The organism is Bradyrhizobium sp. PRIMUS42 (assembly GCF_023006515.1).
Lineage (GTDB): Bacteria > Pseudomonadota > Alphaproteobacteria > Rhizobiales > Xanthobacteraceae > Bradyrhizobium.
The window spans coordinates 1-1,440 of sequence record NZ_JALBGZ010001094.1; the positions used below are offsets into that span (position 1 = coordinate 1).

General features: G+C 67.1%; 3 protein-coding genes. All 3 read left to right on the plus strand.

The window, feature by feature from the left end; all coding sequences use genetic code 11:
* Window positions 1-232 (plus strand): SPOR domain-containing protein (locus MOV75_RS37920; protein ID WP_247007969.1); only part of this gene is annotated, 232 nt, incomplete at its 5' end.
* Between the two features lie 238 nt (window positions 233-470).
* Window positions 471-1,211 carry an AzlC family ABC transporter permease gene (locus MOV75_RS37925; RefSeq protein ID WP_246919861.1) on the plus strand — a complete coding sequence of 247 codons (741 nt, stop codon included), beginning with the start codon at window positions 471-473 and terminating at the stop codon, window positions 1,209-1,211.
* Window positions 1,208-1,440 (plus strand): AzlD domain-containing protein (locus MOV75_RS37930; protein ID WP_247007971.1); only part of this gene is annotated, 233 nt, incomplete at its 3' end. The genes MOV75_RS37925 and MOV75_RS37930, both read left to right, overlap by 4 nt.

Consider the following 1,440-nt stretch of genomic DNA (forward strand, 5'->3'; position numbering starts at 1 on the left):
CGGCTTCGACCGCAACAGGGCGCTGGCGATGTACTCCCGCGCCGTGACGCGGCTCAGCACGGTGATTGGCGAGCGCGATCCGAGCCTGCTGTCATCCGTGATGCGCAGCCGCGGCACGCGCGCGTTCTACCAGGTACGCATCGGCGCCGACACGCGCGGCGAAGCGGATGATCTCTGCAACCGCATCCGCAAGGCCGGTGGTGCCTGCTTCGTGCTGAGGAACAGGGCGTGAGTGGGTAGGGCGTCGCCTACACGCGCCGTCATTTCGGGGCGCGCCCCCTTGGGCGCCAGCCCGGAATCCATACACACGATCGTGGTTATGGATTCCGGGGTTCGCCGCCTGCGCGGCGCCCCGGAATGACGGCCTGTGATTGGGGCGGCCTGCATGCCAGCCCCGCCGCCCGCTTCCTTGACGTGTGCCGCGACATCCCCCGTTATGCGGGCACGATTCCTCACCGGCCAAACCTCCCGTGGCGCTTCCTCCGCTCGATTCTCCTCAATGGCAAAGTCCCTGGCTTGCCTTCGGCTGGGGGCTGCGCTCGATCACGCAGACGATCCTCACCATCGTGCTGTTCGTGACCTATCTCGGCATCGGCGCACTCGCCCATGACTCCCATTTCAGCCTGGCCTGGGCGCTCTGCTCGACGCTGTTCGTCTGGGCGGGGCCGGCGCAGATCATCCTGATCACCACGCTCGGCTCCGGCGCCACCATCATTCAGTCGGCGATTGCAGTCACGGTCAGCGCGATCCGTCTGTTTCCGATGGTGGTCTCGGTGCTGCCGCTGATGCGCACGCCGACGACCAAGCGGCGCGAGCTGATCTTTGCCGCGCACCTCACCGCGGTGACGCTGTGGGTCGAATGCCACCGCTTCCTGCCGCAAGTGCCGCGTGAGCGGCGGATCGCCTTCGTTCACGGGCTCGGCTGTGGCCTCGTCTCGGTGTGCCTCGTCGCCAACGCGGTCGGCTATTTCCTCGCCGCCAATCTGACGCAGACGCTTGGAGCGGCGATCCTGCTGCTGACGCCGCTGTCCTTCCTGTTCTCGACCGCGCGCAACAGCCGCGAGGTCGCCGATGTCGTCGCGCTCGTGCTCGGCATATTGCTGTATCCGCTGGCCGCGAAGATGAACTCCGGCGTCGATATCCTGGTCAGTGGGGTGGTGGCCGGCACGATCGCCTATGGCGTGCATTGGTGGCGACAGGTGCGCGCATGAGCTTTGCGCAAGCGATCGGCGACTGGCATGCGCTGGCGGTGCTGTTCGTCGCCGGCGTCTTTCCCAACCAGATATGGCGCATGCTGGGCCTGTGGTTCGGCGGCGGCATCGACGAAGGCTCCGAACTACTTGTCTGGGTGCGGGCGGTTGCGACCGCGATCCTCGCCGGCGTCATCGCGCAGATCGTGGTTGAGCCGCCGGGCGCGCTCGCCAGCGTGCCGGATGTGCT